Genomic DNA, 13,174 nt, shown 5'->3' with positions numbered 1-13,174 from the left:
TGTTCCATCCGGGGGAGATGCTGTGTGCCGCCTCCGCTGCCCATGCACTCCCGGACCTTCTGAGGAGTTCATGCACATGCACAGTAAACGCGTCATCATCGTTGCTCAGGTTTTCATCTCCGGGATGATGGCCTTTCTCATGACCGGCTTTTTCAGCTTTCTGAATTTGGGATTCAGCGTTAAAACGCTGGGCACTTGGGCTGCTGCATTTGTCATCGCCTGGCCCGTTGCCTTTTGCCTGTCGCTGCTGGTGTCGCCACTGGCCTTCATGCTGGCTGGCCGACTTGCCGGTCCCGGGCGGGACTGAGCTATCGACAACAGGAGGCGGCCGTGCGGGGGCGGGACTAGCTGGGTCCCCCGGCGCGGCCCAAGAGCGAGAGGCCGCGTAGCGTAGGCATTCAGGGAGGGGTTCTGGTCAGCGTATGCGATAGATCAAAAAAAAACCGACACGGAGGAGAACCCGTGCCGGCAAAAAACAGCGTTTGCACGCTGTGCGTGGTCGCAAAGCCGGTCGCGCAGCTTCACCACTAACGGAGGCATGGCGAATAAGCCATGTTTGTATTGTGACCGTGTGGTCGCGCCGGCGAATCCTCTATAGAGACTAGAGCGTATGGACCAGGACGCGGCCGCTGTTCACAGCGCAAGTACCGCGTCGGTGGCCGAGCGCAAGGCGCCCTCGATATATCCCACCTCGTTACAGTCGCCAATCCGGCTGACAGCAATACCGGACCTGGTCAGTTGCTCGGCCAGATCGCCCTGCGGAGCCGCCCCAAGAGCGATGACGACAGAGTCGGCAGGCAGGCTGAAAGCACCGCCATTTTCGTCCAGACAGTGCACCTGACACTGGTCGATCGCTACCACGCTGGTCTGGCGATGCATTGCAACACTGTGCTTGCGGAGGTTGTCGAGCACGCGCCAGCGACGCACGATGGACAATTCCCGGCCAAGACTCTCCGTCGGTTCGACAACGCTTACACTGCGACCGCGCTCGGCAAGAAACTCGGCCAGCTCGAGGCCAACCAGTCCGCCGCCGATGATCACCACCTGTTTGCCCAAGGGCATCCAGAGCCGTGACAGCTGGCGAAGTGCTGAGGTACTGCGGGTCGCGCCAATCAGCGTCCCAGCCATGAGCATGCCGCGCTGCAATACGGATAATTTGCTGCGGGCTACCTGCTGGGCGCGATCACCGGTCATCAGCCGGCGCAGCTCATCACCGCTCCAGACGTGAGCCCCGTCCGCACCGGGTATATGAGGAGGCACCCGGCTGGCACCGTTGGCAACCAGCACATGATCGGCGCCCAGTTCACGCAGCATCTGCGGTGAGGCCTCGGTGTTCAGGCGAACATCAATCGGCAACTGGCGGACCTGATGTACCAGGTTATCCAGCAACTTGCCGTTCTCCGGGTAGGGCAGGGCAGCAAAGAACAACGTGCCTCCCAGCTGACTGCTGCGCTCAAGCAGGGTAACCCGCATGCCTCGCAGGCTCGCCAGTCTAGCCGCTTCCAGGCCGGCTGGTCCGCCGCCTACCACTACCACGTGACGGGCAGGATCGGCAGGCAGTATCAGCTTGCGCGACTCATTACCGGTAAACGGATTGACGGCACATTTGACCCGTTCATTGACGAAAATCTGACTGACACAGACGTAGCAGTAAATGCAGGGACGAATCGCCGCGGCATCGCCACGCATCAGCTTGTTGGGCAACTCGGGATCGGCCAGCATCTTGCGGGCCATGGCAACAAAGTCGCAACGTCCGTCGGCAATGGCGCTGTCGGCCAGTTCCGGTTCGATCCGGCCTACTGCAATGACCGGTATGCGGACTGCGCTGCGGACCTCGGTGGCCCACTCGAGAAAACCGGCGGGCTGTTGCACCAGTGGTGCTTCGGTGAAGGCTACCCCGGATTTGATAGTGGCGTAGGCCGATACTGAAACCGCATCGGCACCGGCCTGTTCGGCCATGCGCGCAAACTGCTTGCACTCATCCAGTGTGATGCCGCCCTCGGTGTGCAGTTCGGCGGCATCGAGGCGCAACCAGACGCCAAAGTCCTCGCCGGTGCGCCGGCGTACTTCCCGCAGCACCTCAAGCATCAGCCGGGCGCGGTTGTCGATGCTGCCGCCGTATTCATCGTCGCGCCGGTTGTAGTAGGGCGAGAGGAAGCCGGCAATGATGTAGCTGTGGGCCGCGTGGATCTCGACTCCGTCAAAGCCGGCCTGCTGCGCCCGCACTGCGGCGGCAGCGAACCACTCGATCATCTGCGTGATGTCTGCCTTGTCCATGACTCGGACGCTGGGGCGCCCCCTGTTACCGCTGATAAATCCGCGCAGCTCCTCGGGCGTCAGAGCGGCCATCATGTCGGTTTTCATTGGCGGCGGCATGGACGGCACCCACAGCTCACGACCTTCGGCAATATCGCGCGCAGCGGTCTTGCCGGCATGCTGCAATTGCATGGCAATTTTGGCGCCGTGCCTGTGTACCCGCGCAGCCAGCTGACTCAGTCCGGGAATGAACCGGTCCTCGGAGACGCCAACCTGATAGGGCTCGGCGGTGCCTGCAGGGAAGGCTACGGCACAGACACCCATGATCAGCAGACCGGCGCCGCCGGCAGCACGTGCTTCGTAATACGCCTGAATGCGCTCGCCGCAGGTGCCATCGGCTTCGGCGAAGTTGGAGCCCATCGGCGCCATGATGATGCGATTACGCAAATGCAGCCGGCCGATCCGGCCGGCTGAAAGAAGATTTTTGTAAGACATGGGGACTCTCGGAGCCACATCAGTTGATGTGGCTCGCCGGGTGAGACTCAAGCGTCGGCCAGAAACTCGAGGCATTCACGGTTGAACATGTGCTGGTGCTCTACCTGCACCCAGTGGCCGCAACGGTTGAGCATGACGAAGCGCGCATTTGGGGCGTTATCCAGGATCTTGAAGGCACCGGCCGGCGGATTAAAGCGATCGTTGGTGCCCCAGAAGCCGAGGATCGGAGCCTTGATCTCGCTCAGGCGCTCGGTCATGTTCGGCACCAGCATGGTGGAAAACAGGTTGCCTGGCTGGGTCACCGCGACAGCTGCACGTTCGGCCAGCAGGCTTTCCTGCAGCTGGCCTGGATCGAACAGTTGCAGGGTCATGACCTGGCGCATTTGCTCAACACCCATCGGCCCCTGACCGAATACCTCGACCATGCGCTGAATGCCTTCCATCTGGAAATAGGTTTCGCGCTCCTCGATACCACCGGGGGCCATCAGAATCAGTTTGTCGACCTGCTGCGGGTAAGCCAGCACGAAGCCCAGAGCGATGGCACCGCCCAGCGAGTTGCCGAGCAGGGTGCAGCTGTCAATTTCGAGCTGATCAAGCAGTGCCTTGAGGTTGCGCACAAAAAAGTCGAGATCATAGTTGACCGTATCCGGCTTGTCGGAACGACCAAACCCGGGCAGATCCAGTACCAGATTGCGGTAACCGGCTTGCTCGAAAAGCGGGTAATTACCCTTGAAGTTACTGAAACCACTGGCACCCGGGCCGCTGCCGTGCAGCCAGACAATAACCGGACCTTTGCCGATATCGAGGTAGTGCACAGTCAGGCCGGTGTCGAGCTTGGCGTATTTGCCGACCGGCAGCGGAAGATCCTGATTGGTGTTGCTCATGTTGACTCCTAATGGTTTTGGGTCGATTCAATTGACCTTGGTGGTGGTGATCTGGCGAACGTAGCGGGGAATGGCCAGGGCCAGGCACAGGCAGGACAAAGCCAGCAGGGAAACGGTGCTGGCCAGCGAGTAGCGCAGAGCTTCGGTACCGGCAACATGGCTGAACAGGTCGCTCAGCACGCCAACCACCAGCGGGCCGAGGCCTACGCCGAACAGGGTGATACCCATAAACAGAATGGCCGTGCCCTGCGCCAGTCTGCTGGGCGGGAACAGGTGACTCATGGCACCGAAGCAGGGTACCGACCACCACATGCCGAAGAAGGCAAAGCCGATGTAGAACAGTCCTGCCGTGGGTACCGCAACGCTGCCAACCTGGAACGCGGTACCTGCTGGCCACAGATAGAATGCAAGGCAGAAGGGGATGCTCAGCAAACTGCCAAACAGAGCGGCGCCCAGCTGCCATGCCGGGGACCGGGCAACCATTCGGTCGGTGAACCAGCCGCAGGCCAGTGTTCCGCACACGGAGATTACTCCGCCCCCCAGCCCCATTAGCAGCCCTGCTTCTTTCAGGCTCAGGCCGTGGGAGCGAATCAGGAAGCTGGGATTCCAGGTGGCAATGGCATAGCCGGCGATCGCCGCCAGACTGCCGCCGACAATGATCAGAAGGTAGGACGGGGTCGCCAGCAGGCTGCTTATAGTGCGCCAGAAACTGTCATTGCTGTTTTGCGCCGACGTGTCAGCGGGCTTGGCTGGCTCACGCACGGTAAAGGCCAGCAGCAGGCCGAGCAGGACCCCGGGCGCGCCGGTCGCGATAAACGCCCAGCGCCAGCCCCAGGTCTCGGCGACCCAGCCACCCACGCCCAGGCCGACCAATGCGCCGACCGCCGGCCCCATCATCAGTACCGCCAGCGCCCGCGTGCGCTGCTTGGGTGGATAGAGATCCGACACCATCGCCACTGATGGTGCCGAACCGCCGGCTTCTCCGACGGCGACGCCGATACGACATAGCAGCAGTACTGCAAAGCTGCCGGCCAGACCGCACAACATGGTCATCACACTCCAGGCGATACACGCCAGTGCAACCACGGGCTTGCGACCGAAACGGTCGGCCAGGCGACTGAAAGGCAACCCGAAAACGGTGTAGAACAGGGCAAAAGCGACCCCGGAGAGCAGGCCGATCAGGGTGTCGGAGACACCAAACTCCAGTTTGATCGGTTCAATCAGAATGGAAACAACCAGACGATCGATGTAGTTGAAGATGTAGATGATCGCCAGCATGAACAGTGCGTAGTGGGTGCGCCAGGTAACGACCGGTGCATGGGGAACCGAGGTTCTCGGCGGAGCATTCATGGTGTTGTGTTCCTTTTGTTTTTGTACGTAAACAGGATCATCCGCGCGCTTTCAGCGATCTTCATCGTCCGTTCAGACCAGCTCCTAAACGCCTCGCCAGGCGCTCTGGATGGGCCAATTTGCTTAGTCTCATCGGACGATGTTTGCCTGCTTTGTCACGTGAATCATTGCTGCAACCGTAATCAACCCGATCGTCGCAATCGGGCCAACAGGAGCAGCCATGAAACTCAATAACAAGATTGCCTTCGTTACCGGTGCCGCCCAGGGAATGGGTGCAGCCATCGTGCGTGAATTCGTTGCCGAAGGGGCGATCGTCTACGCCGCTGACATCAACGAAGAGGCTATCTCCGCCAGTGTTGCCGAGTACGGTGACAAGGCTCGCGCCGTGGTCTGCAACGTCATGGATGAAGCCTCTGTCCAGGCAGCCATGCAGCGTATCAGTGATGAAGCCGGCCGCCTCGACGTGCTGGTCAACAACGCCGGCACGGGCTCCGTGGACAGTTTTCTGGATACCCCCGTTGAGCACTGGGATCGCGTGGTGGGCGTCAACCTCAAGGGCAGCTTCCTGTGTGCCCGTGAAGCGGCCCGCCTGATGGTCAACGGCGGTATCGCCGGCAGCATTATCAACTTCTCCAGCACCGGTGCAGTGACCGGTGAAGGCCCCAGTCATTACGTCGCATCCAAGGCCGGCGTGATGGGCCTGACCCGCAGCCTGGCGCGGGAGCTGGCGCCGCAGAAAATTCGCGTCAATACCATCGTTCCAGGCCCGACCGACACCCCGATGATGGCCGGCATTCCCGATGAGTGGATGCAATCGATGGTCGCTGCCATTCCGCTGGGTCGTCTGGGTCAGCCGGCTGAAATCGCTCGCGCGGTGGTGTTCCTGGCCAGCGATGACGCCAGCTTCGTGACCGGCCAGAACCTGACCATCAACGGCGGCTCCGCCTTCCTGTAAGGAGACAGATTATGACTGCACGTATGCATAACAAGGTGTGTTTCGTAACCGGCGGTGGTTCCGGTATTGGCGCGGCCACCGCGAAGAAAATGGCCGCTGAAGGCGCTACCGTAGTGATTTGTGGTCGCACCGAAGGCCCACTGCGTGATGTGGTCGGCGAGATCACCGCAGCCGGTGGCAAGGCCAGCTACCGCGTAGCCGATGTGAGCAACGAGGCAGCCTTCGTTGGTGCCATCGAGGCAACTGCAGAGCAATTCGGTCGTCTTGATGTCATGGTCAACAACGCCATGGCCTATACCTGGGGCGGCGTTGATCAGATGACCACTGCCGACTGGCACGCCAACTTCGCGACCACTGTTGACGGCACCTTCTGGGGTACCCGCACTGCCATGCAACTGATGAAGAAGCAGGGCGGCGGCAGCATCGTCAACATCGCGTCCATTTGTGGCGTGTTTGGCACCGCCTGGATGTCCGGCTACTCCGCAGCCAAGGCAGCAGTCATCAACTTCAGTCGTGCGGTCGCTTCCGAGGGCGCTGCCTGCGGCGTGCGCTGCAACGTAGTGGTTCCGGGCGTGGTCGCTACCCCGGCCACTGCCGGCATGCTGAGTGACGATGCTTCGCGCAACAACACCGAGAAGCTGATTCCCATGAGACGGGTAGGCGAGGCCGACGAGCTCGCCAATGCCGTGTTCTTCCTTGCCTCGGACGAAGCTTCCTACATTACCGGCGCCAGTCTGGCCGTTGATGGTGGCCGCAGTTCCGACCTTTACACCGTTTTTGAATAACAGGGCGAGCCCTGTGCTCGCACCTGCCTGAAGTTGAGGCAAGACATGGATCAGAATTCCCTGGTACAGCGCCTGGATCGCCTTGAGTCGATTGAGGAGATCCGCCAGCTGGCTGGTAAATACGCACTGTCACTGGATATGCGCGACCTGGATGCGCACGTCGGCCTGTTTGCGCCGGATATCCGTGTAGGACGCGAAAAGACCGGCCGTCAGCATCTCAAGGCCTGGGTCGATGACACCCTGCGTTGGCAGTTTACCGGCACCTCGCATCATATCGGTCAGCACATCATTGAGTTTACCGACCCGGACAACGCCATTGGCGTGGTGTATTCCAAGAACGAGCATGAGACCGGTGCTGAGTGGGTCATCATGCAAATGCTCTACTGGGACGACTATCAGCGCATTGATGGGCGCTGGTATTTCCGCCGCCGTCTGCCGTGCTACTGGTACGCCACTGACCTGAACAAGCCGCCGATCGGCGATATGAAAATGCGTTGGCCGGGTCGTGCACCTTATCCGGGCACCTTCCATGATCTATTTCCGTCGTGGAAGTCGTTCTGGGCTGGTGCGCCCGAGCGCGATCATTTGCCGGAAGTGGCCGAGCCGGCTCCCCTTGAACAGTTTCTTCAGCGCATGCGGGGCGACACCCCGCCGCCGAAGATTCGTGTGCGCTGAGGAGACCGGCATGAATGCTCTTATGCAGCCGGCTCGCTTTGGCGAGATCGAACTGGCCAACCGTATCGTCATGGCGCCGATGACCCGCAGCCGTGCAGATGATCGTGCGGTGCCGACCGCCGAGATGGTTGAGTACTACGCCCAGCGCGCCAGTGCCGGGCTGATTGTCGCCGAGGGCACTGCGCCGTCGGCTGACGGCCTGGGCTATTGCCGCACGCCGGCGATTTACAACGACGAGCAGATCGCCGCCTGGCGTCAGGTGACCGAAGCCGTGCATGCCCGTGGCGGCCGCATCGTGCTGCAACTGATGCATTGCGGCCGGGTCGCCAGCAGGCACAACAAGCCGGAGGGCGCGCGTACCGTTGCTCCGTCGGCAGTAGCCGCGCAGACCGAGCTGTTTACCGATGCAGTTGGCATGGCGCCAACCGAGCAGCCCGAGGCCCTTACCCGTGAGCAGATCGCCGAGGTGGTCAGCGAGTATCGGCAGGCCGCGCTGAATGCCCGTGCTGCCGGTTTTGATGGTGTTGAGTTGCATTGTACGAGTGGTTACCTGCCGATGCAGTTCATGTCGGAAAACGCTAACCAGCGTACCGACGAATATGGCGGCAGCCCGCAAAACCGCGTGCGCTTTACCCGTGAGGTGCTGGACGCGATGGCGAATGCCATCGGCGCGGGCCGGGTGGGCATCCGCTTCTGTCCGGCCAACCGCTACAACGACGTAGCCGACAGCAACCCCGCTGCCACCTTTGACGCGCTGCTGGATGCGCTGCAGGGCCTTGATCTGGCCTACCTGCACATCATGCGGGCCCACAGCTCGAAGATCGACGCCTTTTCGCTGGCGCGCAGCCGGTTTGCCGGAGCGTTGATCATCAACGACGGTTTTGAGCCGGACACTGCCGAGACTGCGGTTACGCAGGGCGCAGCCGATGCCGTCTCGTTCGCCCGTCACTACATCGCTAACCCCGACCTGGTAGAGCGCATCCGCGCTGGCGCGCCGCTGGCCGAGTTTGATCGCCAGACGCTCTATTCACCCGGTCCAAAGGGGTACATCGACTACCCGGCGCTAGGCGCCAATCCGCTGGAGGAACATGCATGACCACTCAAGCCAGGGCAAAACAAGAACAAGAATCCCGCTTTGAGCTGCCATCCCGAGAGGCGACGCAGGCGAAACTGGACCTGCGCTCGGCAGCCTCGCTGCAGATCAAGCCAGGTGACGCCTATACGCTCGCCGACCGGATCGAGGCTCAGGTGGATCGTTATGCGCAACGGCCGTTCCTGATCTATCAGGACCAGAGATTCACCTATGCCGAGGTCGAGCGCGTAGCCAATCGCTATGCCAATGCCATGTTGGCGCGGGGCCTGCGCGCTGGTGACGTTTGCGCGCTGGCAATGGAAAACCGGCCGGACTTTTTCTTCTGCTGGTTCGCCCTGAGCAAGCTGGGTGTCACCACTGCGTTTATCAATTATCACCTCACCGGCAAGCCGCTGGTCCATGCGCTGGAAAGCACCGGGGCCAAAGCGGTCATTATCGGTGAGGAATGCCTGAAGGTATTTCTTGATACCAGTGAGACAGCCGCCTATCCCTGCTGGCTGGTGCCTGATGCTGAAAAACCGGCGGATAGCGCCTTCCCCGGCTATCTGGATAGCGGTTTCGCCAGTGCGGTTGCGGCAGCGTCCGATGCGCGTCCCGACCGGGCGCTGCGGGTCGGTATCAAGGCCGAAGATGACATGCTCTATATCTTCACCTCCGGTACCACCGGTTTGCCCAAGGCGGCCCGTTATAGCCATATGCGCTGGATGACCTCGGGCGATGTCATGAAGGTCACGCTGGAGGTCAAGCCAGAGGACGTTTTCTACTGCTGCCTGCCGCTGTATCACGGCGCAGCGGCCACCTCGATTACCTCGACAGCACTGGCCTCCGGTGCTGCCATTGTGTTCCGGCGCAAGTTCAGTGCCAGTGAGTTCTGGAGCGACATTCGCCGCAACCAGGTAACTGTGTTTCAGTACATCGGCGAAATCTGCCGCTACCTGCTGAACAAGCCGGCGCAGGCGAATGACCGTGATCACAGCCTGCGCTGCATGCTGGGCGCCGGTCTCAGTCGCGATGTCTGGCAGCGCTGGGTGGAGCGGTTCGGTGAAATCGATATCTTCGAGGGCTGGGGTGCTACCGAGGCCAATGCGGCCACACTCAACGTAGACAACCGGGTAGGGTCCTGTGGCCGAGTGCCGTTTTGGGACAAGACCAACCTGCGGCTGCTGAAGTTTGACACCGAGACCCAGACCCACGTCCGCGACGACCAGGGCCGCTATATCCAGTGCCAACCGGGCGAAGTAGGCGAGGCGGTCGGCTACATCGTCAATCACCCGGAGATCGGTGCCGGCCGTTTCGAGGGCTATACCTCGGCGGAGGCGACCGAGAAGAAGATCCTGCGCAATGTGTTTGCCGACGGCGACGCCTGGTGGAGCTCCGGTGATCTGCTGCGTTATGACGAGGATGGCTACTGCTATTTCGTTGATCGGATTGGTGACACCTTCCGCTGGAAGAGCGAGAACGTTTCCACACTGGAAGTGGCCGATGCGTTGGGCGACTTCCCTGGTCTGGAACTGATCAACATTTACGGCGTTCAGGTTCCCGAGCATGAGGGCCGCGCCGGCATGGCGGCCATTCTGATGCAACCCGGTCAAACCTTTGATCCAGATGCGTTCCACGCATTTGCGACAGAGCGGGTGCCGCACTATGCGGTGCCGGTGTTTGTCAGGGTCTCGGCAATGGCCGATATGACAAGTACCTTCAAGCTGCGCAAGGTCGATCTTCAGCGCCAGGGCTATTCGCCTGCCCAGGTCAGCGACCCTCTGTACGTTCGTGATGGCATGACGGGGACCTATCAGCCGCTGAGTGACGAGGTACTGGCACGCAACGCTCTGCCGGCGTTTGCCGGGGAAAGCGCATGACCGATATCAGCCTGCACGCCGGTGTCGTCGACTCGCCTCTGCGCTTCCCCTGGGAGCAGGCGCAGGCGATGGGTGACGTTCGTGAGGTCGCTGACGGCATCTACTGGCTGCGTATGCCGCTGCCGTTCGCGCTGGACCATATCAACCTCTACCTGCTGCGCCATGAACATGGCTGGGTTGTGGTGGATACCGGTTTGGCCACGGATGCGGCGCGTGCGGTCTGGGAGCAGGTATTCACCGGCCTGTTCGCCGGGCAACCGGTGCTGGCCGTTATCGCTACGCACTGTCATTACGATCACTCCGGCCTGATCGGCTGGCTGGTCGATCGCTTTCAGTGCCCGGCCTACATGACCTTTGGCGAGTATCAGTCGCTGACGTTTCAGGGCAGCCCAAGCGATGCCCCGCACTGGACCTTCATGCAGCTGTATCGCCGCGCGGGCATGGCCGACAGCGACATTGAGCAAATGATTCCGGCGATCAACAAGGCTTTTTTCAGTATTGACGTCCCGCACAGCTACCGCCGTCTGCGTGATGGTCAGCAGCTGCGCATTGGTGATCGCTACTGGCGAGTTGTGGTGGGCTCAGGGCATTCCCCTGAGCATGCCTGCCTCTACAGCGAAGAAGACCAGTTGCTGATTTCCGGTGATCAGGTATTGCCACGTATTACCTCAAGCATCTGCATCACCGTTACCGAGCCTGATGCCAACCCGCTTGGTGAGTGGCTGCAATCCATTCGCAAGTTGCGTCAGCTGCCTGACTCAGTGCTGGTGCTGCCGGCCCATGAGCGGCCGTTCTTTGGTCTGCACCAGCGTCTGGCGCAGTTGCAGCAGCATCACGACCGGCATCTGGATCGCTTGCTGGTGGCGCTGCAGGAACCGCTGACGGCAGAGCAGGCCAGGGCGCTGCTGTTCACTCGAGTGCGCAACGGTTTCGATCATCTGATGGCCATGGGCGAGACCCTGGCTCACCTCAATTACCTCATGGAAGAGGGCGCAGTACGGCGCGAACTACGTGATTCGGTGTGGCGCTACAGCCTGGCCAGAGCCGATGAACAGACAGTGGGTTCGCCCGGAGACATTCACGTGTAAGCAACCCAAACCGGGGGGTGTTCCCCCCAAATCTAGGAGCAGTCATGAACAACAAAAACAAGAATGCTTTACCACATGCTTCGGGAGGTTTTGTACTTGCCTCCCTGGCGATAGCTGTTGCCACGCTTGGCGCAGCCGGCGCCTACGCAGGGGAACCGATTTCGTTCGGTAGCGACACAGAACTCAACTGGTCGGTGACCACCAGCTATGGCATCGGCATGCGCCTGAGCGATCAGGATTCCGAGCTACTTTCGAATATCAACGGTGACGATGGTAACCGAAACTTCGACAAGCACTCGCTGACCACCAACCGTGTTGGTGCGCTGGCCGAGATGATTCTGACTCATGGCAATTACGGGGCAGTCTTGCGCGCCAACGCATTCTACGATGACGTTTATCACGGCAGTAACGACAACCGTTCGCCAGCGACAGTCAACAAGGCTGGTGCCGCTGATGAATTCACCAGTGACACCAAGCGCTTTTCCGGTGGTTACGGGCGCATTCTCGACGCTTACGTGTATGGCAACTTTGATCTGCCGGCCAATCAGCGGCTGTCGGTGCGAGCCGGTGAGCATATGGTGGCCTGGGGTGAAGGCCTGTTTTATCCCGGTGTAAACGGCGTCCAGTCTGCGGTAGATGTGGTCAAGGCCGGTCAGCCCGGTGTTGAAACCAAGGAAGTCCTGCTGCCTCTGGGGCAGGTATCGGCGAACTGGGAAATCAACCCGGATGTTGGTGTGGCTGCCTACTATCAGTACGAGTGGGCTGGTAATGATCTGAGCCCGGTGGGCTCCTACCTCTCTACCTCTGACGTCACCGGCCCGGGTCGGGAGTTTCTGTTGCTGCAATTGGCACCAGGCTTCTATCAGCAGGCCAATTACGCCGGCACCAACAAGCCTGGCGACAGCGGTCAATGGGGTGTGCGCGTCATGTACCGCCCCAGCCTTACCTGGGAGCTGGGTCTGTTCCACGTTCGCTACCATGATCGCAACCCGTCAGGTATATCGCTGGGCGGTTTCGGGCTGAATCCGCTTGATCCTCGGCTGCCCACCACGTATCAGGTTGAGTACTTCGAAGACATCAAACTGACCGGTGTCAGCTTCTCCACCCTGTGGGGTGATACCCAGATTGGCGGTGAGTGGAGCTACCGCGACGGCGCGCCGGTCAACGTGATGACGCCGGCCGGCCCGACCGCGACCCGAGGCCGTGGCCAGCAGTTCCAGCTCAGCTTTATTCGCACCCTGGGTGCTGCGCCGTGGGCCGATGCGACCACCATTCTCGGCGAGGTGGTACATGTGCGCGCCAATGGCGTTGACGGTGATCCGGTATTCGGCAGCAAGGATTTCACCTACGACTCCGGCAACAATTGGCAGACCAAGTCCTCCACGGCTTACACCCTGCAGGTCAGCCTGAGCTACCCGGGCATCTTTGCCGGCTGGGATCTCAGTGTGCCGGTCAGCTTTGCCCATGTGGTTGATGGTCGGACCCCATTGCAGGGCGCCATTGGTGCCGGTCAGCACGACAAGCGTCTGGGGATCGGTGCCACCTTCAAACGCTTGGGCAACCTGGAGCTGAACACCACCTACACCAACTACCTGAGCTCCGCCAGCCTGCGCTCAAACCGCCAGCTGACCGACCGGGACAACATCACTTTCTCGGCCAAGTACTCGTTCTGATGACGCCTAAGGTTTGCGCCCCGCTGGAGCGGGGCGCACCGATACACTGGAGATAAAAATA

At 60.8% G+C, this 13,174-nt stretch carries 11 protein-coding genes; 8 read left to right on the top strand and 3 right to left on the bottom strand.

The genetic code is table 11. The features are described 5' to 3' along the window. The first annotated feature begins 76 nt into the window (after nucleotides 1-76). Entirely contained in the window at nucleotides 77-307 is a 231-nt protein-coding gene (locus tag B7O88_RS07980; RefSeq protein ID WP_088275005.1) for a DUF2798 domain-containing protein, read from the top strand. 326 nt (nucleotides 308-633) lie between these two features. Here the strand turns inward: B7O88_RS07980 and B7O88_RS07975 are convergent, their stop codons facing one another. From B7O88_RS07975 to B7O88_RS07965, 3 genes are read right to left on the bottom strand one after another with little or no spacing between them, the layout of a single operon-like run. Continuing rightward, nucleotides 634-2,751, bottom strand: a complete 2,118-nt coding sequence (locus B7O88_RS07975; RefSeq protein ID WP_088275003.1) for an oxidoreductase — start codon at nucleotides 2,749-2,751, stop codon at nucleotides 634-636. Nucleotides 2,752-2,798: 47 nt separating this feature from the next. Next, nucleotides 2,799-3,635: an alpha/beta fold hydrolase gene (locus B7O88_RS07970; RefSeq protein ID WP_088275001.1), complete on the bottom strand. Its 837-nt coding sequence runs from the start codon at nucleotides 3,633-3,635 to the stop codon at nucleotides 2,799-2,801. Nucleotides 3,636-3,662: 27 nt separating this feature from the next. After that, complete coding sequence (locus B7O88_RS07965) at nucleotides 3,663-4,985, bottom strand: spinster family MFS transporter (protein ID WP_088274999.1); 1,323 nt, start codon at nucleotides 4,983-4,985, stop codon at nucleotides 3,663-3,665. Nucleotides 4,986-5,205: 220 nt separating this feature from the next. On the opposite strand from B7O88_RS07965, the gene B7O88_RS07960 reads away from it, so the two are divergent. The 7 genes from B7O88_RS07960 to B7O88_RS07930 are packed head-to-tail and all read left to right on the top strand — an operon-like array spanning nucleotide 5,206 to nucleotide 13,113. Then, nucleotides 5,206-5,940 carry an SDR family NAD(P)-dependent oxidoreductase gene (locus B7O88_RS07960; protein WP_088274998.1) on the top strand — a complete coding sequence of 245 codons (735 nt, stop codon included), beginning with the start codon at nucleotides 5,206-5,208 and terminating at the stop codon, nucleotides 5,938-5,940. An 11-nt stretch (nucleotides 5,941-5,951) separates the two neighbouring features. Then, nucleotides 5,952-6,725 carry an SDR family NAD(P)-dependent oxidoreductase gene (locus B7O88_RS07955; protein WP_088274996.1) on the top strand — a complete coding sequence of 258 codons (774 nt, stop codon included), beginning with the start codon at nucleotides 5,952-5,954 and terminating at the stop codon, nucleotides 6,723-6,725. Nucleotides 6,726-6,770: 45 nt separating this feature from the next. Then, nucleotides 6,771-7,400, top strand: a complete 630-nt coding sequence (locus B7O88_RS07950; RefSeq protein ID WP_088274994.1) for a nuclear transport factor 2 family protein — start codon at nucleotides 6,771-6,773, stop codon at nucleotides 7,398-7,400. 10 nt (nucleotides 7,401-7,410) lie between these two features. Continuing rightward, nucleotides 7,411-8,496 (top strand): alkene reductase, encoded by a 1,086-nt coding sequence (locus B7O88_RS07945; protein ID WP_088274992.1) that lies wholly within the window; start codon nucleotides 7,411-7,413, stop codon nucleotides 8,494-8,496. Further along, nucleotides 8,493-10,352, top strand: a complete 1,860-nt coding sequence (locus tag B7O88_RS07940; RefSeq protein ID WP_088274990.1) for a long-chain-acyl-CoA synthetase — start codon at nucleotides 8,493-8,495, stop codon at nucleotides 10,350-10,352. Before B7O88_RS07945 ends, B7O88_RS07940 begins: the two co-directional genes overlap by 4 nt. Continuing rightward, nucleotides 10,349-11,440, top strand: coding sequence for an MBL fold metallo-hydrolase (locus tag B7O88_RS07935; RefSeq protein ID WP_088274988.1), 1,092 nt, complete (start codon nucleotides 10,349-10,351; stop codon nucleotides 11,438-11,440). Before B7O88_RS07940 ends, B7O88_RS07935 begins: the two co-directional genes overlap by 4 nt. Before the next feature lie 44 nt (nucleotides 11,441-11,484). Beyond that, nucleotides 11,485-13,113 (top strand): DUF1302 domain-containing protein, encoded by a 1,629-nt coding sequence (locus B7O88_RS07930; RefSeq protein ID WP_088274986.1) that lies wholly within the window; start codon nucleotides 11,485-11,487, stop codon nucleotides 13,111-13,113. Nucleotides 13,114-13,174: the final 61 nt, after the last annotated feature.

This window comes from Halopseudomonas aestusnigri (assembly GCF_002197985.1).
Classification (GTDB): Bacteria; Pseudomonadota; Gammaproteobacteria; order Pseudomonadales; family Pseudomonadaceae; genus Halopseudomonas; species Halopseudomonas aestusnigri.
The sequence above is the reverse complement of the archived record's forward strand: the minus strand, read 5'-3'. Positions and strand labels throughout refer to the sequence as shown.

Coding starts and splice junctions, on each gene's coding strand:
- B7O88_RS07965 (WP_088274999.1), bottom strand. CDS start 4,985: ATGAATGCTCCGCCGAGAACCTCGGTTCCCCATGCACCGGTCGTTACC.
- B7O88_RS07955 (WP_088274996.1), top strand. CDS start 5,952: ATGACTGCACGTATGCATAACAAGGTGTGTTTCGTAACCGGCGGTGGT.
- B7O88_RS07970 (WP_088275001.1), bottom strand. CDS start 3,635: ATGAGCAACACCAATCAGGATCTTCCGCTGCCGGTCGGCAAATACGCC.
- B7O88_RS07960 (WP_088274998.1), top strand. CDS start 5,206: ATGAAACTCAATAACAAGATTGCCTTCGTTACCGGTGCCGCCCAGGGA.
- B7O88_RS07930 (WP_088274986.1), top strand. CDS start 11,485: ATGAACAACAAAAACAAGAATGCTTTACCACATGCTTCGGGAGGTTTT.
- B7O88_RS07935 (WP_088274988.1), top strand. CDS start 10,349: ATGACCGATATCAGCCTGCACGCCGGTGTCGTCGACTCGCCTCTGCGC.
- B7O88_RS07950 (WP_088274994.1), top strand. CDS start 6,771: ATGGATCAGAATTCCCTGGTACAGCGCCTGGATCGCCTTGAGTCGATT.
- B7O88_RS07975 (WP_088275003.1), bottom strand. CDS start 2,751: ATGTCTTACAAAAATCTTCTTTCAGCCGGCCGGATCGGCCGGCTGCAT.
- B7O88_RS07945 (WP_088274992.1), top strand. CDS start 7,411: ATGAATGCTCTTATGCAGCCGGCTCGCTTTGGCGAGATCGAACTGGCC.
- B7O88_RS07940 (WP_088274990.1), top strand. CDS start 8,493: ATGACCACTCAAGCCAGGGCAAAACAAGAACAAGAATCCCGCTTTGAG.
- B7O88_RS07980 (WP_088275005.1), top strand. CDS start 77: ATGCACAGTAAACGCGTCATCATCGTTGCTCAGGTTTTCATCTCCGGG.